The sequence below is a fragment of the Candidatus Devosia phytovorans genome, from assembly GCA_029202405.1.
Taxonomy (GTDB): domain Bacteria; phylum Pseudomonadota; class Alphaproteobacteria; order Rhizobiales; family Devosiaceae; genus Devosia; species Devosia phytovorans.
In genome coordinates this window covers 818,309-838,141 of the sequence record CP119312.1, presented here as the reverse complement: position 1 = coordinate 838,141, position 19,833 = coordinate 818,309, and the positions used below count along the sequence as shown (strand labels likewise).

At 61.5% G+C, this 19,833-nt stretch carries 18 protein-coding genes; 1 reads left to right on the top strand and 17 read right to left on the bottom strand.

Annotation, left to right across the window (positions count from 1 at the left end; translation table 11 throughout):
* Positions 1–81 precede the first annotated feature (81 nt).
* The 8 genes from P0Y65_04130 to ftsZ form a co-directional block, all read right to left on the bottom strand.
* On the bottom strand, positions 82–573 hold the full coding sequence (locus P0Y65_04130; GenBank protein ID WEK05453.1) for a hypothetical protein: 492 nt from the start codon (positions 571–573) through the stop codon (positions 82–84).
* A gap of 107 nt (positions 574–680) precedes the next feature.
* Positions 681–1,136: a DUF3828 domain-containing protein gene (locus P0Y65_04125; protein ID WEK05452.1), complete on the bottom strand. Its 456-nt coding sequence runs from the start codon at positions 1,134–1,136 to the stop codon at positions 681–683.
* A gap of 25 nt (positions 1,137–1,161) precedes the next feature.
* Entirely contained in the window at positions 1,162–2,451 is a 1,290-nt protein-coding gene (locus P0Y65_04120) for a hypothetical protein (GenBank protein ID WEK05451.1), read from the bottom strand.
* 30 nt (positions 2,452–2,481) lie between these two features.
* The gene (gene ligA / locus P0Y65_04115) at positions 2,482–5,112 is read right to left on the bottom strand and encodes an NAD-dependent DNA ligase LigA (protein WEK06726.1); all 2,631 of its coding nucleotides are present in this window, start codon (positions 5,110–5,112) and stop codon (positions 2,482–2,484) included.
* Between the two features lie 49 nt (positions 5,113–5,161).
* Entirely contained in the window at positions 5,162–6,832 is a 1,671-nt protein-coding gene (gene recN / locus P0Y65_04110; protein WEK05450.1) for a DNA repair protein RecN, read from the bottom strand.
* Positions 6,833–6,994: 162 nt separating this feature from the next.
* Positions 6,995–7,831, bottom strand: a complete 837-nt coding sequence (locus tag P0Y65_04105) for an outer membrane protein assembly factor BamD (protein WEK05449.1) — start codon at positions 7,829–7,831, stop codon at positions 6,995–6,997.
* An 85-nt stretch (positions 7,832–7,916) separates the two neighbouring features.
* Positions 7,917–8,873, bottom strand: a complete 957-nt coding sequence (gene lpxC / locus P0Y65_04100) for a UDP-3-O-acyl-N-acetylglucosamine deacetylase (protein ID WEK05448.1) — start codon at positions 8,871–8,873, stop codon at positions 7,917–7,919.
* A gap of 108 nt (positions 8,874–8,981) precedes the next feature.
* Positions 8,982–10,670 carry a cell division protein FtsZ gene (ftsZ, locus tag P0Y65_04095; GenBank protein WEK05447.1) on the bottom strand — a complete coding sequence of 563 codons (1,689 nt, stop codon included), beginning with the start codon at positions 10,668–10,670 and terminating at the stop codon, positions 8,982–8,984.
* A 212-nt stretch (positions 10,671–10,882) separates the two neighbouring features.
* On the opposite strand from ftsZ, the gene P0Y65_04090 reads away from it, so the two are divergent.
* The gene (locus P0Y65_04090) at positions 10,883–11,356 is read left to right on the top strand and encodes a VOC family protein (GenBank protein WEK05446.1); all 474 of its coding nucleotides are present in this window, start codon (positions 10,883–10,885) and stop codon (positions 11,354–11,356) included.
* A gap of 21 nt (positions 11,357–11,377) precedes the next feature.
* Here the strand turns inward: P0Y65_04090 and P0Y65_04085 are convergent, their stop codons facing one another.
* From P0Y65_04085 to P0Y65_04045, 9 genes are all read right to left on the bottom strand, one after another.
* Positions 11,378–11,857 (bottom strand): DUF4126 domain-containing protein, encoded by a 480-nt coding sequence (locus P0Y65_04085; GenBank protein WEK05445.1) that lies wholly within the window; start codon positions 11,855–11,857, stop codon positions 11,378–11,380.
* A 162-nt stretch (positions 11,858–12,019) separates the two neighbouring features.
* Complete coding sequence (locus tag P0Y65_04080) at positions 12,020–12,292, bottom strand: hypothetical protein (protein WEK05444.1); 273 nt, start codon at positions 12,290–12,292, stop codon at positions 12,020–12,022.
* Entirely contained in the window at positions 12,289–12,756 is a 468-nt protein-coding gene (locus tag P0Y65_04075; GenBank protein WEK05443.1) for a hypothetical protein, read from the bottom strand. Before P0Y65_04075 ends, P0Y65_04080 begins: the two co-directional genes overlap by 4 nt.
* Before the next feature lie 72 nt (positions 12,757–12,828).
* On the bottom strand, positions 12,829–14,127 hold the full coding sequence (gene ftsA / locus P0Y65_04070; protein ID WEK05442.1) for a cell division protein FtsA: 1,299 nt from the start codon (positions 14,125–14,127) through the stop codon (positions 12,829–12,831).
* 11 nt (positions 14,128–14,138) lie between these two features.
* A complete protein-coding gene (locus tag P0Y65_04065; protein ID WEK05441.1) occupies positions 14,139–15,158 on the bottom strand; it encodes an FtsQ-type POTRA domain-containing protein in 1,020 nt (339 codons plus the stop codon).
* Complete coding sequence (locus P0Y65_04060; GenBank protein WEK05440.1) at positions 15,146–16,066, bottom strand: D-alanine--D-alanine ligase; 921 nt, start codon at positions 16,064–16,066, stop codon at positions 15,146–15,148. Before P0Y65_04060 ends, P0Y65_04065 begins: the two co-directional genes overlap by 13 nt.
* A gap of 3 nt (positions 16,067–16,069) precedes the next feature.
* Positions 16,070–17,488, bottom strand: a complete 1,419-nt coding sequence (gene murC / locus P0Y65_04055; GenBank protein ID WEK05439.1) for a UDP-N-acetylmuramate--L-alanine ligase — start codon at positions 17,486–17,488, stop codon at positions 16,070–16,072.
* Positions 17,485–18,597, bottom strand: coding sequence for an undecaprenyldiphospho-muramoylpentapeptide beta-N-acetylglucosaminyltransferase (gene murG / locus P0Y65_04050; protein ID WEK05438.1), 1,113 nt, complete (start codon positions 18,595–18,597; stop codon positions 17,485–17,487). The genes murC and murG overlap by 4 nt, the downstream gene beginning before the upstream one ends.
* A complete protein-coding gene (locus P0Y65_04045) occupies positions 18,594–19,763 on the bottom strand; it encodes a putative peptidoglycan glycosyltransferase FtsW (protein WEK06725.1) in 1,170 nt (389 codons plus the stop codon). Before P0Y65_04045 ends, murG begins: the two co-directional genes overlap by 4 nt.
* Between the last annotated feature and the right edge of the window lie 70 nt (positions 19,764–19,833).

Below are 19,833 nucleotides of genomic sequence, written 5' to 3'. Positions count from 1 at the left end.
CGGTCCCTCCCCCTATCAGGGGGAGGATAGGTGGGGGTACTCCGATGTCACCGCAACCGCTGCTGCTGCCTTTCGGGACTCTTAAAACCCAAGCGGATCATAGGTCAGCGCCCAGCTCAGCAGCCAGTGTTCCTCGTTGCCCATGGAACTGACATCATCCACCTTCCAGCTGTCACCTTCCTTGACCATGGCAATGGCGAGCAGCCGCGGCTGGTCGAAGTTGTGATAGCTGACGGTGACCACGGCCCGTTCTCCAACAACGGCTGGCTCGCCGATGGCGACGTCGAACAGCAGGGCATTGAGATCGGGCAGGAAGGGGTTGAACACGGCGTTGAGCGTATATTCGGAGCCGTTCATCGCCGCGTCGCTGGCAAACACCTGGTTCTCGATCGCCTGGTCATAGATCGCCTTGAGGCGTTTCGAATAGTAGACGGTCGGATCGGCCACCGTGCGACCGACATTGTAGTCGTCGTAGATGCCGCTGACCAAAGCCTTGGGATCGCCGAATTCCTCGGCGCTGGCATGCCCCATCATAGCCAGCATGACCAGAAAACCAACAAACAGAGACTTCATCGCGCCCTCGCATCATCATGCGCAAGGGTTAGAAAAACGCCACGGCGCGATCGTGATCGACCCGTGGCGGATTTGCGGCTGCAAGCTTAATTCGCGGTAAGGCTGGCCTATTCGGAACCGTCGTCGAAAATCTCGCTCAGACGATATTCATTGTCCGGATTGGTCGAGACCACGTCATTGATCTTCCAGCCATCCTCTTCGACCAGCTCATAGGTGAGGCTGCGCGGCTCGTTGAAATTGCTGAAACTCACCTCCACCAGCACGACATCCTCCTCGGGCACCGGCTCACCGATTTCGAGATCGGTGATTTCATAGTCTTGGCCATCGACATAGGGATCAAAGCTCAGCGCGCCCATTTCGCCTTCCGGCGTGCTCTCGGCATCGGCATCATAGAGCGCCTGCAGGTTTTCCGAGCGGAACTGGCTCTCGTCCGCCGGGAAGTCGCCGGTGAAATAGGGCTCGTAAAAGGCCTCCAGCAGCGCCTCTGGCGTTTCATAGGGCTGGGCAGCGGCAAAGCTCGTCGCGGCGAGCATGAAAACGCCGGCAAGGGCAGCAAGGCGCATGTTGAATTCTCCACCAAGGGGACGCTTAGTTGAACCAGAAAGCATAGTTGAGCCACTCGGCGCCGAACGCCTCATTGGCCTCGGCAAAGCTCTGCACATCGGCGATCGGGCCCGGCTTGATATAGGGCAGCGCGGCCGAGCCGGAAATCAGCAGGACGAGATCTGTGCGGGTCGCCGTGGTAAACCAGGCCTTGAGGTCAAAGCCCTGCTCGAAACGCCAATGCGGCACCAGCAGCTCCCCATTAAGCACCTGGTCTACAATATCCAGCGTCGCCAGCCAGGCATCGACCGTATCCTGCGTCACTGTCATGCCGGGAATCATCGACGTCTGTGTCGGCGACGGCACCAGTTCGCGGTCATCGTCGGTTTCGGCCAGGATCATCTCCCAGTTCCGGCGCGACAGGGACGTGATCAGCTTGAGCTTTTCCAGCACGCCGGCCAGACGGTCTGGATCCTCCACTGGGAAATTCATGGTGTGAATGCCCGCGATCAGGTCTGCGAAGAAGGCGTCGCTCCCCTCGCCCAGGAAAGAGTCGCCACGCGGGTTATGACCCTCCATCGGCAGGCCGGCCTTGGGGAAGACCAGATGCAGATAGGCGTTGAAGAAATCGGAAAAATCATGCGCCAGAATGAGTTCCACCGGCACGGCGGCCACGGTGGAATAGCCCGCCAGCCACACGGCATCGGCATTGTCGAAGCCGATGGTGGTATCCTCTACGGCTGCGTCCGGCTTGGTCTTGACCTTGCCGCTCGGCGCGGGCTGTTCGAAAAGGATTGCCTCGTCGCGATTGCGCAGGCTGGTCAGGAAGAACGCCAGCGTCTCGGCTTCCCCTGCGGTGCCATTGCCATCAAGGTCGACGCGCACCTTGAACGGGTCGATCGGGATAACGAAGTCGCCCTCCATGTCAGCCATCTGGAAGTAGATGCTGGCGCCACTCATCCCGCGCGCGAAGGCGTCGAGGATATCGCGCAGGCTCTCATAGGTCAGCGGCTCCGGGTTTGGATTAGCCGGCGCGGCTTCATCCTCGAACCCGCCCATGCCGAGCAGCATCCCCATGACGGGCATTGACGGATCGGTCGCCCCATGCCGATACATGGCCTGCGACAGGCCCTCGTAGCTCGTGATCAACTCATGCAGCCCGCGCGCAAAGCAAGCTTCGGTGTCGAACTGATAGCATAGCTCGTGCGTCTCTTCGGCGATCTCATCGAGGGTGCCGTCATAGAGCCGCTGCGCCAGCTGGTCGCCGATTTGCCCCGCCGCAGCCGGCAGGGAGAGAGCTGTCAGTAGCCCCGTCGCAATCATCAATCGGCGCATGCTGAAACTCCCAAAAATATCGGTCGCGCCCTACTTTCCGACGCGGACAAACCACTCGTCTTCGCTGATCACCTCGACGCCCAGCGCCTCGGCAGACTTGAGCTTGGACCCGGCGCCCGGCCCGGCGATCAGGATATCGGTCTTGGCCGATACCGATCCCGCCACCTTGGCACCCAGTCTTTCAGCCATAGCCTTGGCCTCCGATCGTGACATTTTTTCGAGCGTGCCGGTAAAAACCACTGTCTTTCCAGCGACCTGACTGTCGGCGGCGATTTCGACCACGTAGTCCTTCGGATGCACCTGCTCCAGCAGGCGATCCAAAGCAGCGACATTGCGCTCATTGCGGAAGAAATCGACCAGGGCTTCGACTACGGTGGAGCCGATACCGTCCACCGATGGAAAAACGGCCATCGGGTCCTCGGCCGCCGCCAGTTCCTTGCCAGCCTCCTCAAGCTTTTCCATCGAGCCAAAAGTGCGGGCCAGCACGGCACCAGTCGTCTCGCCGATATGGCGGATGCCCAGGGCGAAGATGAAACGGTCCAGTTCGGGTTCGCGCCGCGCATCCACGGCGGCAAACAGCTTGTCGAGCCCCTCGTAGTTGCGATCCTCGACGCTCCGCACATTCTTGCGCGTCTTGCCCGACGCTGCTTCGCGAACCTTCGCCTGTTCCTCGCGCCGCTCGGCCAAGGCCTTCTGCACTTCGGGCCGGCGGTCCTTGAGGGTAAAGATATCGGCGGCCGTCTTGATCAGGCCTGCATTGAAGAAGGTGTCGATATTCTCGGCGCCAAGGCCTTCGATATCCAGCGCCCCGCGCGACACGAAATGGCGCAGGCCCTCCACGGCCTGGGCCGGGCAGATCATCTCACCGGTGCAGCGGCGGCGCGAATCTTCCTTGCCGGTCTTCTCGTTGATCTCGCGCGTTGCCGGAGAGCCGCAGACCGGGCAGACATGCGGCATTTCATAGGGCATCGCGTCAGCCGGACGCTTGTCCAGCACCACATCGACAATCTGCGGAATAACGTCGCCCGCGCGCTGGATGATGACCGTATCGCCGATGCGGATATCCTTGCCCTCGCGGATCGGCAGGCCATTGCTGTCCTTGCCCGCGATATAATCCTCGTTGTGGAGGGTCACATTCTCGACCACCACACCGCCAACGGTCACAGGTTCCAACCGTGCCACTGGCGCCAATGTGCCAGTGCGACCGACTTGGATTTCGATGTCACGCACCACAGTCATGGCTCGTTCGGCGGGAAATTTGTGCGCTACGGCCCAGCGCGGCGCTCGCGCCACGAACCCCCAACGCTCTTGGAGATCAAGACGGTCAATCTTGTATACAACACCGTCAATGTCGTACCCCAGTCTCGATCGTTGCCCTTCAATAAAGCGATAGTGCCTCAGCATGTCCGATGCATTTAGGCAGCGCATCATAAGGGAATTAATCGTGAATCCCCAACGCCCTAGTGCATTAACCGCCTCAAACTGCGTGTCCGCGGGAGGATGACTAGCTTCACCCCATCCATATGCAAAGAACCGCAAGTTCCGCGATGCTGTAACGCTTGGATCTTTCTGCCTTAACGAACCAGCCGCGGTATTGCGAGGATTCACATATTCTTGCCTTCCTGCAGACCGAGACCAGTCCCTGAGTCGGAAGAACTCTTCATGAGGCATGTACACTTCGCCTCTTATTTCAATAACGTCTGGGTAGTCGTTAGTCTTAAGTCGGTGCGGTATGTCAGATATTGTCCGAAGGTTTTCAGTTACATCTTCTCCCTCGACCCCATCACCACGGGTGGCACCTCTCACAAATACTCCGTTCTCATACCTAAGCGAGGCGGATAGACCGTCAATCTTAGGCTCAGCTACAAAAGCGAGATCCTCGCCTAGGCGATCCTGTTTGAAGTATGCATGAGCGCGCGCAACAAAATCTCGTACCTCTTCATCGACATAGACGTTTCCAAGACTAAGCATTGCGACGCCATGCCTAACCTTTTTGAAGTTAGAGTCCGGCTTTGCACCTACTTTGTCCAATCTGCGAAGATATGGCTTATAGGCATGCGATTTTTCGTTCTTTAGAATGTACTCTAGAAGATTCCGTAGTGAATCATACTGAGAGTCTGTAAATATAGGGCTATCCTCAACATAATAAGCGCGAGACGCCTGTTCCAAAACTCGAAATATGTCATCAGCAATAGATGTTTTGCGACGAACAGCGGTCCTTTGCAGAGCGCGCAATCTATGGCGCTTCTCTTCAGATTTCAGGTCGGACAAATCCCTGTGTGCATCCATGTATATCTTGTCGATACTTGATTGTGACAACTTCTCCAGAAGAGCAACAAAGTCGGATTTATAATTGTTCGGGTAAACAAGCAGCCAGTCGTCAGCGATCTCGCTAACCAATTTCCTTTTTTTGCTGATTGAGATGCCTTCGGCGGGCGGCGCACCGACCGACAGGCCGGGGCTATCGGTGCGGACGAGATCGGGAAAGGCCAGCTCGATCGCGTCATTGCGCTGTCGCAGCGCGTCGAAATCCGCGTCGGTCAGCGCCGGCGCGTCCTTCTGATGGTAGTCGATATTGGCAGCGGCAATGGCTTCGGCGAGGCGCGCCAGCTCTGCCTCGGCCTCCTCGACGGTCAGCTCGGAGACGGGCTTTTGGGACAGGTCGGTCATAAGAATCTCCGCCAATTATGTTTTGTAGCAGGCGGTTACCCTACCCCACTTCGCTCAGCAACTTGCTTGCCGCAGCGCGGGCTTCGTCGGTGACCTTGGCGCCAGCCAGCATGCGGGCCACTTCTTCCTGCCGCGCGCCGGTATCGAGCGGTTTGACATGAGTTCGCATGAAGGCGCCCTCTTTAACCGCTTGTTTTTCAATGAGAAGATGGCGCTGGGCGCGGGCGGCGACCTGGGGGGCGTGGGTGACGGCGAGGACCTGCACCTTGCCCGCCAGCCGCGACAGGCGACGCCCGATCGCATCGGCCACGGCACCACCGACGCCGGTGTCGATTTCGTCGAAGATCAGCACCGGAGCCGAGCCGCGATCGGCCAGCACCACCTTGAGCGCCAGCAGGAATCTGCTGAGCTCACCGCCACTTGCGACTTTGAGCAGGGGTCCGGCAGCGGTGCCCGGATTGGTCTGCACATGGAACTGGATCTGGTCATAGCCCGAGGCCGCGACGCGGTTTTCATCGACCTGGTGATCGACGATGAACTTGGCCGAACCCAGTTTGAGGTCCGGCAGTTCGGCGCCGACGGCCTTGCTCAGGGCACCTGCAGCCTTGGTGCGTCCGGCGCTCAGCATGCTGGACGACTTCTTGTAGATCTCCTGCGCCCTGGCCCGCGCCTCCTCCAAAGCGAGCAATTTTGTCTCGCCACTTTGCAGTGTTTCGAGATCGGCGCTGTATTTTGCCAACACATCATACAAGCCATCGCAGGTTGTCTGATGTTTGCGAGCCGCACCACGCAGGGCGAACAGGCGCTCCTCGACCGCTTCGAGTTCGGCCGGGTCATAATCCAGTTCGCGCTTGAGCTCTTCGAGTGCGTCGCCGGTGCGGTCCAGCGTGGTGAGGGAGGCGTCGATCGTATCGACCAGCGGCTGGAACACGGTCTGCCCGCCATCGATCTTTCGCATCAGCCGGCGCATCAGGCCGGCAAGGGCCGGGCCCGTCGCGGCAGGGCCGTTGAGCATCTCGTCGATCTCGACCACATCGCTGGCCGAGCGCTCGGCCTGCTGCAGGTGCTGACGACGTTCGGCCAGTTCCTCTTCCTCGCCAGCCACCGGCTTGAGCTTGCCCAGCTCTTCGACCGTGTGGCGAGCATAGTCTTCCGCAGCCAGCGCTTCGGCCACCAGCGCCTTTTGCGCAGCGACGGCATCCTGTGCGTCGGACAGCTCCTGCCAAAGGTCGCGAACCTTGGCGACGAGCTTGTCCAGTTCGCCAAAGGCATCGAGCGCGGCGCGATGGGTGGCGACATCGACCAGGGCACGATCATCGTGCTGCCCATGGATTTCGACGATCTGGCTGCCGATACGCTGCAGCAGGGCAGCCGAGACCGGTTGATCATTGATAAAGGCGCGCGTCTTGCCATCGGCAAATTGCACGCGGCGCAAGATAACGTCCTCGTCGTCGGCAATGGCATTGTCGCGCAGCGCGGCGCGGGCCGGATGATCGGCCGGCAATTGCAGCACGGCAACAACCTGACCGCTGTCCTGCCCGCTGCGCACCAGAGAGGCATCACCCCTGCCCCCCAGCGCCAGCGTCAGCGCATCGAGCAGGATCGACTTGCCCGCGCCGGTCTCGCCGGTGAGTACGGTCATGCCTTCATCGAGCGCCAGATCGAGCTGATCGATGAGGACGATATTGCGAACCGAAAGCGCGTTCAGCATGCGCGTATTCTTCCCGGACTGGTGCCTGACCCTAGCCTATCACCCTCAAACCCCTCGCGCGAAGGCGGGAATGGGACGAGGCAACAGGTTTCAGTGCCACAAACGAAACCGGGGCGCATTGTAGCGCCCCGGAACAAACTAGCAACAAATTGTTTCGAAACCCTAGTTCCGCAGGCCAGCCATCCAACTGCCGCTGTTGACCGCTGGGGCTAGGCCCTGCTTGGCGAGCAGCGCATAGGCTTCCTTGTACCAGCTGCTCGACGGGTAGTTGTGGCCGAGCACGGCAGCAGCAGTCGAAGCCTCGTTGGTCAGACCGAGCGCCAGATAGGATTCGGTCAGGCGGAACAGGGCTTCCTCGATGTGAGTCGAAGTCTGCCAGGTTTCCACCACCACGCGGAAGCGGTTGATAGCGGCTGTGTATTGGCCCTGGCCGAGATAGTAGCGGCCAACCGACATTTCCTTGCCCGCCAGCTGATCATAGGCGACCAGGAGCTTCTCCTTGGCGTCCTCTGCATATTCGGACTGCGGATAGTTCGAGATAACCAGATTGTAGGTCTCGATCGCATCAGCCGAAAGCTGCTGGTCGCGGGTGATGTCCTTGATCTGGGCGAAATAGGCATTGCCCTTGAGATAGAGCACATAGGCCGCATCCTTGCCGCCGGGATAGAGCGCCATGAAGCGGTCGGCCGCCAGGATCGCTTCCTGCAGCTTGCCACTGCGATAGTTGGCATAGACCTGCATCAGCTTGGACTTTTCGACCATCGGGTCGCGCGGATGCTGGCGATCCAGCTGCTCCAGCGACTTCAGCGCCGTGGCGTAATACTGGCGATCCATGTCGTCCAGCGCCTTCTGGTAGAGGGTCGCTGCCGGGATGATCGGCTCTTCGCGGGTCTTGGGCGATCCGAACAGGCTGCAACCAGCCAGGACCGCAGCAAAAGCCGCAACCGTCAGGAACCGGGCTGCCCGGCTGGTGAAACCACCAATAGCGTCAACTGTCACGAAGTGCCCCGTCCTTATAGATACCGCTTGAAGGCGGCGTAGTGAGCAAATGGATCAAAACTGTGGCGTGCGTTAACCAGTCAGGTCAACGCACGGAGCGCAGATAGTGATTGACCGCCAGCCCTTCGGGCTGTTCTTCGAAAGCCTCGAACTCGAGCGGCAGGTCTTCGGCCAGAACTATCTCATAGTTGGCTTCGCTCGAAAAGAGACCGGCCAGTACATGCGCATTAAGCGCGTGGCCACCCTTGTAGGAGCGGAAACGCCCCCAGATCGGCAGGCCGCCCAGGGACAGGTCGCCAATCGCGTCGAGCAGCTTGTGGCGCACGAACTCGTCCTCGAAGCGCAAACCGCCAGGGTTGAGGATGCGATCGTCGTGCAGGGTAATGGAATTGTCGAGGCTGGAGCCCAGCGCATAGCCGGCCTGGCGCAGCGCCTTGGCGTCACGCTGGAAGCCGAAGGTGCGGGCGCGCGACACGTCTTCGTAATAGCGGCGCGGCGTCCAGTCGAAGATCATGCGCTGGCGGCCGATGACCTTGCTGTCGAAGTCGATCTCGAGGTCGAGGCAACGACCATTATAGGGCTCGAGCACGGCGAAGGCGTCATTGTTGCGCACCGTGACGGCGCGCAGGATCTTGAGGAACTTGCGCTGCGCCGGCTGGATTTCGAGACCAACAGCCAGGATCGCCTCGGCAAAGGGCCGCGCGCTGCCATCAAGAATAGGGCATTCGGTGCCGTCGAGTGTGATCAGGGCATTGTCGACGCCCATGCCGGTAAGGGCCGAGGTGACATGCTCGATGGTCGCGACGGAAAGGCTGTCACCCAGGTCAAGCGTGGTGCACAGGGTCGTGCGCGCCACGCGCGAGAAATGCACGGGAACCGCTTCGGATGGCGTGCCATCGGGACGAATGCGATTGATCGTCAGGCCACTGTCAGGGGCACCGGGGCTGAGTGTCATGGTAACCGACTGGCCGCTATGAACACCGTAACCGGCAAAGCTAATCGCGGCAGCAAGAGTGCGCTGACGCGTGGACAGTTTCTTCATACTCGAAATACTCCGACCCCAGGGTCTGACGCAGCGCATCTGTTAGCTAAAAAAAACCCGGCGCGAAAGTCGCGCCGAGTTCGCATCTCAAACTTTACACCAGATGTGTTAACCGTGTTTGCGCAGGAAAGCGGGGATCTCGAGGCTTTCCTTCTGCGGTGCCGAGGCCGGCTGACGCCCATGCTGGTCGAGGTTGCCACGAGCACCGTCGAGCTGCGGCGACACCCGCGAAGCCCTTGCGCCGCCTGCTTCAATCGCGCTGCGCGCTGCATTGTCATCGGCGTCCGAATAGGACGGCTCGTCCTTGGCAACCGGTGCCTGCTGGCCCAGGTTCAGGCCAACGTTGGACGCCAGTTTCTTGAACAGGGCGCGTGCATTGCGCGGCTCCGGCTCGTGACGTTCCTGTGCTTCCTGTGTCCGGCGCGCAACAACCGGCAGTTCCTCGGTGCGCGGCATGCGGCGCTGGCCCTCGGGGCGAGCGGCATGGGACGGCACGTAAACGCTGGGAACCGGCGAATCATCGACAGCGACGGGCTCGTCAGCTTCCTGGATGCTCTCGGCAGCCGGGATATAGGGCTCGACGAAAACGCCGTCGTCTTCCTGGTGCTGGTAGGTCGGCGCCGGCGTTTCGAAGTTGAACGCCTGAGCCATGGCCGTTTCGACGTCATGCTCGATCGCCTGCTGCTGGGCAACCGGCGCTGGCTGGGGCGCTGGCGTGGCAATGGCGGCACGTTCCATCTGGACGCGGGTCGGCTCGACCGGCACATGACGACGCACTTCAAGCGGGGTGCGCGAGGCATGCGGCTTGGCCGGCTCGAGAGCCTGCACCATGGTCGCATCGGTACCGGTGGCAACGACGGACACGCGCAGCGTGCCGGTGAGGCTCGGATCGTAGGTCGCACCCAGGATGATATTGCAATCGGGATCGACTTCTTCGCGGATGCGGGAAGCGGCTTCATCGACTTCATAAAGCGTGAGGTCCGGGCCGCCGGTGATCGAGATCAGCAGGCCACGGGCACCATGCATCGACACGTCGTCGAGCAGCGGATTGGCAATGGCAGCCTCGGCGGCATGGCGGGCACGATCTTCGCCCGATGCTTCGCCCGTACCCATCATCGCCTTGCCCATGCCGCGCATCACGGCGCGCACGTCGGCGAAGTCGAGGTTGATCAGGCCTTCCTTGACCATCAGGTCGGTGATGCAGGCAACGCCGGAGAACAGCACCTGATCGGCCATGCCAAAGGCATCGGCGAAGGTGGTCTTCTCATTGGCGACGCGGAACAGGTTCTGGTTCGGAATAACGATCAGCGTATCGACATGGCGATGCAGCTCGTCGATGCCGTCCTCAGCCAGACGCGCACGACGATTGCCTTCGAAGTTGAAGGGCTTGGTGACGACGCCAACCGTCAGAATGCCCTGCTCGCGGGCTGCACGGGCAATGACCGGCGCCGCGCCGGTACCCGTGCCACCGCCCATGCCGGCGGTGATGAAGACCATGTGCGAGCCCGAGAGGTGATCATTGATCTCGTCCCAGCTTTCCTCGGCCGCCGCACGACCAACTTCAGGATGCGAGCCGGCACCGAGACCCTCGGTGACACCAACGCCGAGCTGAATGATGCGCTGCGCCTTGCTGAGAGCCAGAGCCTGGGCATCGGTATTGGCGACGACAAAGTCGACGCCATCGAGACCGGACTCGATCATGTTGTTGACGGCGTTACCGCCAGCACCACCCGTACCGAAGACGGTAATGCGAGGCTTCAGTTCCTGGATGTCCGGGATAGTGAGGTTGATGGTCATGAATGGCCTCATAGTGGCGTGTTTGGTTAAGGTTTACCCTGCCAAACGTTAACCACGTCCTAACAATTGTCCCACCGGTGTTAACGTGATCGCAAAATGCGACGCCCTGCGGTTACCGTTTCAGCTTTCGGTAACCATAATTTTCCGCTGTGTCGGAAACGCCACGCTCCGTTCGTCGTCCTGTCAGATGCTGCAAAACGAGGAGAAAGCCGATGACATCCATCATGCCCTGCCTGTGGTTCAACAACCGCATCGACGAAGCCGTGGAATTTTACACCACCACCTTTCCCGAGGCGAAACTGCTCGAGGAGGTAAGGCACGATCCCAACGGACCGCGCTTTACTGCAGTCATTGAACTGGCAGGCCACAAATTTTTCCTGCTCAATGGCAGTGGCAGTGAGCCGAGCAGCAACCCGTTCACCTGGGCTGTCAGCTTCATGGTGGAATGCAGCGGGCAGGACGAGGTCGACTATTTCTGGAACAGCTTCGTCGACAATGGCGGCAAACCCAGCATGTGTGGCTGGTGCGAGGACAAGTTCGGCCTCTCCTGGCAGGTCGTGCCAAAGCAGATCTACGAAACCGTCATGGGCCCCGACCCTGCCGGCGCCAGGCGCGCCACCGACGCCATGATGAAGATGGGCAAGCTGATCGTGGCGGATCTGCAAGCAGCTTATCGCGGGGACTGACGGTTGCGGATGCCGAATTGGCTATCGGCCCCGCGCCGTGCTCTTGCTGCCGACCAGCCGGGGATTGGCAATGGCGAGGCCCGCGCCGGCAACGAGCGCGTCCTCGACAAGCCCGGTTTTGGTCTGGCCATAGCGGCGCATCCCCTCCTTGCGGAGGCGCAGACCGACATAGGAGGACAGCAGCGCCGAACCGAGCGCCAATGCCGCCCCGAGGGCGCGCTCGTTTTTCGGAGCCAGCGCCGCGCCGGCATAGGCCGACGTAACAGCACGCACCAGAAGGCCAATGGGCACGGTGCGGTCTGGCGCCGACTTCATCTTGTCGCCACCCATTTCCGCTGCCGCCAGCGCATTGGCCCCGATCGCCACCAGGGGATTGAGCAGCAGTTTCTGGAACGGCAGGTCAGCGGGAATTTCGCGCCGCTGCGTGGCTATGGCGATCGCCGCAAGAGGCGCAATGCCGCGCTGCCCGGCAACAAGACCGATGAGAAGGGACCGAAGCATTGAACCGTCTCCAGGATTGATATCCTCTGGCAACGGCTGCGCGATCAAATCGATCCTGGAAGCTGTGGTGCAGTTTGCTGTTAGTGCCCACATGCGGCTCTTTATGCCTTGTGCGAGCTGATCGTGGCGGATCTCGAAGCGGCCTATCGGGGCGGACAGGGGTCATCGGACGCGACCGTGAAGACGGTAGATCGCAGTATGGCTATCCACATCGGCCAGTTCATAGCGCCCTTCGCCAAGATGGCGAAGCAAGATGCGGAAATTGAGGTCTACGCGGATGGTATGGTAGCCAGTGCTGAGCTTCTCGAAATGCAGCGACGGGTGTCGTGGGTCCTCGACAAATTGCCGGAGCGACTTGATGGCCCGAGCGCGCACATCCGGGGCAAGCGCTGCAAACTTCTTGATGAAGCGCTTTCGCCGGACAAGTTCGATCATTTACTCAGCGGCAGATCCTTGAACCACGCCTCAATCTCGTCCGGTGTCGTCGCGACACGGTCCGTGTCGTAAGCGTCCGGATCGAAGTCGAGGATCAGGGCGAGCACCTGATCGCGACGGTCATCAAGCGCTGCGATCATCGCCTTCGTCACAACGGGCTTGCCGTCATTCCACACCGTCTTGAGCAGGTCCGACAGCGTATCGACCACCGTCTGGAGGCTGGCCTCACACGAGCGCCAAATCTCTTCATCGAGGCCGCTCGTCGTGGCAACAGAGAGGGCATTGCGACTGGCTTCTACCCACGAAGCGCTATCGGCCAACCAGGTTTGCAGCCTTGCCTCAACGATGCGTCGAGCCGCTTGTGGAGACATATCACGGGCATCATTGGCCGCGCGCAAATCCGGCACGGGCGGCATCTTTGCCGCCAGCTCCGCGAATTCCCGCTTGAAAGCCCGTTTTGCCATGGCTTGCTCCTGCCCGCATAACATAGGCCGGAACAGGGAAAACACCAAGATCGCCTAAGCTGTTGCCAGCCCTCAGAAGCTGTGGCGCAGCCAGTTGCCGACGCGGGCGAAGTAGCCGTCGGTGCCGGTGAGGCGGCGGGAACCGCGGGGTTCCTGATATTCCTGGGCGCAGACCTGGGGATAAATCAGCATGCCGGCGACCGAGGCAAAGGCGGCGCCTTTGGCCATTTCGGGCAGGCCGGCAATGCCCATCGGGCGGCCGTTGCGGACGTTGCGGGCCAGCGTACGGCGCGCAACTTCCGGCAGGCCGGTCATTTCGCTGGCGCCGCCGGTGAGCACGAAGCGGCGGCCGCAGACATCCATCATACCAGTGGCCTGCATGCGGTCGCGGATGGCGGTGAGGATTTCCTCGATGCGCGGGCGCATGATGCGGGTCAGCACCGAACGGGCCACCTGCCCCGGCGCCTCGTCATGCTGGGCGCCAACCGGATTGATCGGGATCAGGTCGCGCTCGTCGGCCTGGCCCGGCAGCACCGAGCCATAAAAGGTCTTGAGCCGCTCGGCATCGGCCACGCTGACCGAGAGCTGACGCGCTATGTCGAGGGTCAGGTGATGACCGCCAATGGCGATCGCATCAGCATAGACCAGGTGGCCGTCGTTGAAGACCGAGACTGTCGTCGTCGCGCCACCGAAGTCGATGCAGGCGACACCGAGCTGGGCTTCGTCATCGACCAGGGTCGCGAGGCCCGAGGCATAGGGCGTGGCGATCAGCGCTTCGATCTGCAGGTGGCAGCGATGCAGCACCAGTTCGAGATTGCGCATGGCCAGGGTTTCCGAGCTGACCACGGCGACATCGACACCGAGCTTGTCGCCGACCATGCCTTTGGGATCGCGAATGCCCTTCTGCCCGTCGATCGCGTAACCGATCGGTAGCGCGTGGATAATGGACCGTTCCGGGCGCACCGAGCGCTCGTTGACGGCGCGCAGCACGCGGTAGATGTCGGACTTTTCGACTTCCTGGCCGTCGAGCGACACGGCAGCCGAGAAGGTTTCCGAGCCCAGCCGGCCGGCCGTGACATTGACGATGACGGATTCAAGCGTGAGGCCCGCGGCGCGCTCGGCCATGCCGACCACCGAGCGAATGGCATGCTCGGCCTTTTCGATATCGGTGACGACGCCGCTCTTGACGCCAGCCGACGGGCCATAGCCGAAGCCGATGACCTCGGCCTGATGCGTGCGGCCGCGCAAAGCCTTGCCCTCGGCGCGCGGCGTGAGACGCGCGATGACGCAGCAGATCTTGGTCGAACCGATATCGAGCACCGCCACCAGCGTGGTCTTGCCAGGTTGGACGGGGCGGAGCCGGGAGGTCATGGCATCGGTCATCATTGCGGGGCAATCGGGAAGGCTGGAGTTGCGGAGGGTGGCTGTTCGGAGAAGGTCTGCGACGGCAGGGTGCGCGGCGGCATGGGATAGGGCTGTCCCGACTTGGCGCGCTCGATGATCGCCTGCCGCTTGGCCTCTTCGGCCGCGGCGATTTCCTCGTCGGTCTTGGTCGGCCGCACGGCCACGAGGCTGGCAACGCGCAGGTCGATGACCGTGAGGTCGCGATCAAGCAGCTGATATTGCGCCTGGTAGCTTTCGAGATTGCGCAGCGCCCGGGCGACACCCAGTTCGGGCAATTGCACGCGCAGGCCGGTATCGTAGATCAGGTCCCAGCGGCGATCGGCAATGCGCGAAATCGCCAGCAGCCCATCCTTGAGCGCGCCATGCTGCTCGAGCGCCCGGATCATCACCATGGCATCGTCATTGGCGCCATCGCCAACCACCAGCGGCAGCTCGCCATAGGCGCCGCGATCTTCGCCGATCTGCTCGCCCGCACCATCGATGACAAAGGTAATGCCATCGACGCGCCAGCGCGCCACCGGCAGCTTTTCGACGATGTCGACAATGACATCGCCCGGATAGGTCTTGCGCACATTGACCGTCTCAACCGCCGGCAGTTCGGCAATGCGCTGACGCGCGGCCTCGACATCAAAGGATACGGTGGAGGTATGCGGCTCGATGCCAAGCGCATCGAAAATGGCCTGCTCGCTGGTCAGCGTCTGGCCGGTAAGGGAGATTTCGCCGATGGCAAAGCCGGCATCGGCAAAACGGCCCTGCGCCACCTCGCCCAGCACCTGGCCGCCATAGGCGATCGGTTCGCGCAACTGATAGACGACGGTGGCGGCGGCAAGCACCGCGGCAATGGCAACGCCGCGCAGGATATTGCGGCTGTGCAGCACCCAGATACGGCCGAAATTGCCGAGGAATTTACGCCGTGGCGAGCGCACAGGAACAGGCAATGCGCGGGGATCGACGATCCTGGCGCCAGCGAGAAAGGCCTCGCTCTTTACCTGTTGCAACTCGCGTCCTCCACCAACCAGGCGCATAGATCTTCATAGGAATGCCCGGCATGGGCAGCCTGCTCTGGCGCCAAGGAAACCGCGGTCATACCCGGCTGGGTATTGATCTCGAGGAGTACAAGCTCACCATCCTCGCCTGCCGCATCATTGTAGCGGAAATCGCACCGCGTCAGTCCGCGACAGCCGAGAGCTGCATGGGCAGCCAGGCTAAATTCTTGCACTTTGTCGTAAATTTTCGGTTTCACCTGCGCCGGCAGGACATGGACGGCGCCGCCTTCGCTATATTTGGCCTCGTAGTTGAAAAAGGCCAGGTTGGTGACGATCTCGGTGACGCCCAGCGCCACGTCGCCCATCACTGCGCAGGTCAGTTCGCGACCGGGAATGAAGCGCTCCACCATCATGTCTTCGCCGCTCGTCCAGTCCTCGCGCAGCAGTTCCTGCGGCGGATGGCTGGTCTCGGCCTTGACGATGAAGACGCCAAAGCTTGACCCGTCGGCCACCGGCTTGATCACATAGGGCGGCGCCATCACATGGGCGCGGGCAGCCTCGGCGCGAGACACGATCACGTGATCGGTCACCGGAATGCCGGCGGCTTTGAACAGGATCTTGGCCTGATGCTTGTTCATGGCCAGGGCGGAAGCCAGCATGCCCGAATGCGTATAGGGGATCTGCAGCAGTTCCAGGACGCCCTGGATATAGCCGCCCTCACCGAACAGGCCATGCAGGGCATTGAAGGCCACGTCGGGCTTGAGCGCGGTCAGCACTTCCACGATATCGCGACCGACATCGATTTCGGTGACCTGGTAACCGGCATTGCGCAGGGCCTGCGAACAGCCCGCACCCGTCATTAGCGATACCGGGCGCTCGTTGTTCCAGCCACCCATCAACACGGCAACATGCTTGGTCATGGCCTACTCCACATCCTTGCCCAGCAAGGCGCCGAGTTCACCCGGCAAAGCCGCCGCCCATTGCGTGATATTGCCGGCGCCCAGACAGACGACATAGTCGCCCTCCTCCGCGCGGCTGGCGATCAGCGGCGCCAGGGCTTCGGGACGATCGATGACGCGGGCATCGCGATGGCCGCGAGCGCGGATGCGGTTGACCAGCTCTTCATGGGTCACGCCGGGAATGGGCTGTTCGCCTGCGGCATAGACCGGCGCGACGATGACCGTATCGGCATCGTTGAAACAGGCGGAAAAATCGTCGAACAGGTCATTGAGGCGGCTGTAGCGATGCGGCTGCACCACGGCAATAACATCGCGCCTGGTGGACGAGCGCGCGGCACGCAGCACGGCAGCAATTTCCACCGGGTGATGGCCATAGTCGTCGATGACGGTGATGCCGCCGACGACGCCCGTTTTGGTGAAGCGACGCTTGACCCCGGTGAAGCCCTTTAGCCCCTTGCGAATGGCTTCGGCCGGCACATGCAACTGGTCGGCGACGGCAATCGCGGCCGTGGCATTGAGCGCATTGTGAATGCCGGGCATGGGCAGCTCGAGCCCGTCGATGCGCAGCTGCGTCTGCCGGATACGGTCGCGGATCTCGACTGCAAACTTGGATACGCCATCGACATTTTCGAGATCGACCAGCCGCACATCGGCCTGCGGGTTCTGCCCGTAGGTGATGACGCGACGGTCCTTGATCTCGCCAACCAGAGCCTGGACTTCCGGATGGTCGAGGCACATCACGGCAAAGCCATAAAAGGGCACGTTCTCCACGAACTGGTGGAAGGCTTTCTTCACCCCTTCGAAATCGCCATAGTGGTCGAGGTGTTCGGGATCGATATTGGTGACCACGGCCACATCCGCCGGGAGCTTGACGAAAGTGCCGTCGCTTTCGTCGGCTTCGACCACCATCCATTCGCCGCCACCGAGGCGCGCATTGGTGCCATAGGCGTTGATGATGCCGCCATTGATGACCGTCGGATCAAGATTGCCGGCATCGAGCAGGGTCGCGACCAGCGTGGTTGTCGTAGTCTTGCCATGCGTACCGCCAATGGCGATGGCGGTCTTGAAGCGCATGATTTCGGCCAGCATTTCGGCGCGACGCACGATGGGCAGGGCCCTGGCGCGAGCAGCCACCAGCTCGGGATTGTCCTTCTTGATGGCCGAGGAGACGACCACCACTTCGGCCTGACCGAGATTGTCGCCACTCTGGCCGATCTCGACCTTGATGCCCATGTCACGCAGGCGCTGCACATTGGGATTGAGCGAAGCGTCCGAGCCCTGCACGGTATAGCCCTGGTTGTGCAGGATTTCGGCAATGCCACTCATGCCGATACCGCCGATCCCGATGAAGTGGACGGGTCCGATATTGCGCGGCATTTTCATGAACGGGTATCCACTTCTGTGTTTCGGCCGGAGAGCATTTCGGCGAGATCCGCCAGCTTCTCGACGGCACGCGGCTGGCCCAGCGAACGGGCGGCAGCGGCAGCTTTGATGAGGGTTTGAGGGTCTGATAGCAGACTGGTGAGGCGATTGCCCAGCGATTGCGGCGACAGCGTGGCTTGTTCTGCCAGCCAGCCGGCGCCCGCCTGCTCCATCACCAGCGCATTGTTCTTCTGGTCGGCATCGAGCGCGCCGGGCAGTGGCACGAGAATGGCCGGGCGTCCGAGCACGGTAAGTTCGGCAATGGTCGAGGCACCCGAACGGCCGATCACCAGATGGCTTCGGGCGATCCGTTCGGGCAGGTCCGTGAAGAAGGCCGCCAGCTCGACATTGACCTTGGCCTGGCGATAGACCTCGGCCACGCGATCGAGATCATCGGCGCGGCATTGCTGCACGATAAGCAGGCGCTGACGCAGCGTATCGGGCAGGCCGGCAATGGCGGCGGGAACGACATCGGACAACGCCTTGGCGCCCTGGCTGCCACCAAAGATCACCAGCCGGATCGGGCCGCCCGATGCTAGTTCAGGATAGGGCGTGGTCGCGACGGAGCGCACGCGGTCGCGCACTGGATTGCCCGTCACGACTTTCTCAAGGCTGAGCGTATCGGCAAATCTGGTCTGGCTGAAGCTCATGGCCAGAAGATCGGCGAAACGCCCCAGCGCCCGGTTGGCGCGCCCCATCACGGCGTTCTGCTCGTGCAATATGCCCGGAATGCCAAGGAAATTGGCCGCCAGAAACGGCGGAAAAGTCGGATAGCCGCCAAAGCCGACGACGCAATGCGGCTTGCTGGCGCGCAGCTTGCCCGTGGCCACGGCAATGCCGCGCAGGATCTTGATGCCACCGGCGACGAACTTGACCGGATTGCGCAGCGACGGCGTCGCCGAAGGTACAATATGGACGGCGCTGGCCGGAAAATCCGAGCCATAGCTTTCGACGCGATGATCGGTCATCAGCTCGACCACATGGCCGCGCCGGCCCAGCTCCTGCGCCAAGGCCATGGCCGGGAAGAGGTGTCCACCCGTACCGCCTGCAATAAGGACGAATTTCCTCATTCGGCAGGCGCCAGTGGTGCGACGGCGCTGCGATAGCTCGGAATGCCCGTGGCCATGCGCTCTTCCGGCTTGGTGCGGGTAAAGGCCAGCATCAGCCCCATGCCGAAGGCAACGGCGATCATGGACGTGCCACCATAAGAGACGAAGGGCAGCGTCATGCCCTTGGGCGGAATGAGATTGAGATTCACGGCCAGATTGATCCCCGCCTGCATGGCGAATTGAATGGCAATAGTGGAAGCGGCAAGACGTGCGAAGAGGCTCGACTGTCTTTGTGCTCCCATCATGGCGCGGATCACGATGAAGCCGATCAGTGACACCAGCACCATGCAGAAGATGATGCCATATTCGCCCGCTGCTGCCGAAAACACATAGTCGGCATGGGCGTCAGGGATGAGCTTCTTGGCAATGGATTCACCGGGACCGCGCCCGAACCAGCCACCTTCCTGCAGCGACTGCAGGGCGCGGTCGATCTGATAGGTATTGCCGCCCCCCTCGGGGTTGAGGAAGGTATCGATGCGGCGCGACACGTGCGGGAAAAACATATAGGCGCCAAACAGCAGCGCCACGGCCGCCCCGGCAAGGCCGAAGATCACGAACCAGGAAATGCCCGAGAGGAACAGCAGCGCCGCATAGGTACCCAGGATCAGCGCCGTCTGCCCGATATCAGGCTGCAGCAGCAGCGCCCCAACCACGGCGCCCATCATCAGGGTGGCAAGGATCCGGCCCGGCACATTGCGGTGGATCATGGATTCCGAGAACAACCAGGCGCCGAGCACGGCAAAGGCCGGCTTGATGAATTCGGATGGCTGGATCGACTGGCCGGCAAAGGAAATCCAGCGCCGGGCGCCCTTGACTTCCGTACCGAAGCGCAGCGTCAGCCACAGCAGCAGCACGCTGACGGCAAAGGTGGCAAGCGCCGCCAGCCGCGCCTGCCGCTGGCTGAGCAGCGAAGTGATCAGCATCACCGGCAAGGCAGCAAGGCAGAACAGGGCGTGACGGATGACGAAGAACCACTCGTTAAGCCCGATGCGCTCGGCCACCGGCGGACTGGCGGCAAAGCTGAGCACCATGCCGCAGGTCATCAGCAGGATCAGCGCACCGAGCAATTCCCGGTCGATCGACCACCACCACTCCGCCAGAGGCGTCTTTTCGGCACGGGAGAACATCATGGGAAAGCCGGTCAACTCGATACAGATTGCATCGAACTGTAACCATGGATGGTTACCGAATGCTCAA

What these genes read in the sequence shown, in the direction of transcription:
- P0Y65_04130 (WEK05453.1), bottom strand. Translation starts at nt 573, where the DNA reads ATGAAGTCTCTGTTTGTTGGTTTTCTGGTCATGCTGGCTATGATGGGG.
- P0Y65_04125 (WEK05452.1), bottom strand. Translation starts at nt 1,136, where the DNA reads ATGCGCCTTGCTGCCCTTGCCGGCGTTTTCATGCTCGCCGCGACGAGC.
- P0Y65_04120 (WEK05451.1), bottom strand. Translation starts at nt 2,451, where the DNA reads ATGCGCCGATTGATGATTGCGACGGGGCTACTGACAGCTCTCTCCCTG.
- recN (WEK05450.1), bottom strand. Translation starts at nt 6,832, where the DNA reads ATGCTGAACGCGCTTTCGGTTCGCAATATCGTCCTCATCGATCAGCTC.
- lpxC (WEK05448.1), bottom strand. Translation starts at nt 8,873, where the DNA reads ATGAAGAAACTGTCCACGCGTCAGCGCACTCTTGCTGCCGCGATTAGC.
- ftsZ (WEK05447.1), bottom strand. Translation starts at nt 10,670, where the DNA reads ATGACCATCAACCTCACTATCCCGGACATCCAGGAACTGAAGCCTCGC.
- P0Y65_04090 (WEK05446.1), top strand. Translation starts at nt 10,883, where the DNA reads ATGACATCCATCATGCCCTGCCTGTGGTTCAACAACCGCATCGACGAA.
- P0Y65_04085 (WEK05445.1), bottom strand. Translation starts at nt 11,857, where the DNA reads ATGCTTCGGTCCCTTCTCATCGGTCTTGTTGCCGGGCAGCGCGGCATT.
- P0Y65_04080 (WEK05444.1), bottom strand. Translation starts at nt 12,292, where the DNA reads ATGATCGAACTTGTCCGGCGAAAGCGCTTCATCAAGAAGTTTGCAGCG.
- P0Y65_04075 (WEK05443.1), bottom strand. Translation starts at nt 12,756, where the DNA reads ATGGCAAAACGGGCTTTCAAGCGGGAATTCGCGGAGCTGGCGGCAAAG.
- ftsA (WEK05442.1), bottom strand. Translation starts at nt 14,127, where the DNA reads ATGACCTCCCGGCTCCGCCCCGTCCAACCTGGCAAGACCACGCTGGTG.
- P0Y65_04060 (WEK05440.1), bottom strand. Translation starts at nt 16,066, where the DNA reads ATGACCAAGCATGTTGCCGTGTTGATGGGTGGCTGGAACAACGAGCGC.
- murC (WEK05439.1), bottom strand. Translation starts at nt 17,488, where the DNA reads ATGAAAATGCCGCGCAATATCGGACCCGTCCACTTCATCGGGATCGGC.
- murG (WEK05438.1), bottom strand. Translation starts at nt 18,597, where the DNA reads ATGAGGAAATTCGTCCTTATTGCAGGCGGTACGGGTGGACACCTCTTC.
- P0Y65_04045 (WEK06725.1), bottom strand. Translation starts at nt 19,763, where the DNA reads ATGTTCTCCCGTGCCGAAAAGACGCCTCTGGCGGAGTGGTGGTGGTCG.